This is a genomic window from Paraburkholderia sp. SIMBA_054, assembly GCF_046534875.1.
Lineage (GTDB): Bacteria > Pseudomonadota > Gammaproteobacteria > Burkholderiales > Burkholderiaceae > Paraburkholderia > Paraburkholderia hospita.
Map to the genome: position 1 here is coordinate 1 of NZ_JAWRXV010000263.1, position 441 is coordinate 441.

Genomic DNA, 441 nt, shown 5'->3' on the forward strand with positions numbered 1-441 from the left:
CTGATCGAAACGCTCGCGGTCGGACAGTTCCTTGCTCTTGCGTGCCTTGTGGAACGCGAGACCCGTACCGGCCGGAATCAGACGGCCGACGATCACGTTTTCCTTCAGACCGCGCAGGTCGTCGCGCTTGCCCATGATCGCCGCTTCGGTCAGCACGCGGGTCGTTTCCTGGAACGACGCCGCCGAGATGAACGAATCGGTCGACAACGAGGCCTTCGTGATACCGAGCAGCACGTTTTCGTACGTTGCCGGACGCTTGTCTTCCGCGATCATACGGTCGTTTTCGTCGAGCATATCCGACCGCTCGACCTGTTCGCCCGGGATGAAACGCGTATCGCCGTTGTCCGTAATCTGCACGCGGCGCAGCATCTGACGAACAATCACTTCAATGTGCTTGTCGTTGATCTTCACGCCTTGCAGACGGTACACGTCCTGCACTTC

At 59.2% G+C, this 441-nt stretch carries 1 pseudogene; it reads right to left on the reverse strand.

Features of this window, described 5'->3' with window-relative positions:
* Positions 1-441: pseudogene (locus SB822_RS55045) on the reverse strand (DNA-directed RNA polymerase subunit beta'); the annotation flags it as partial.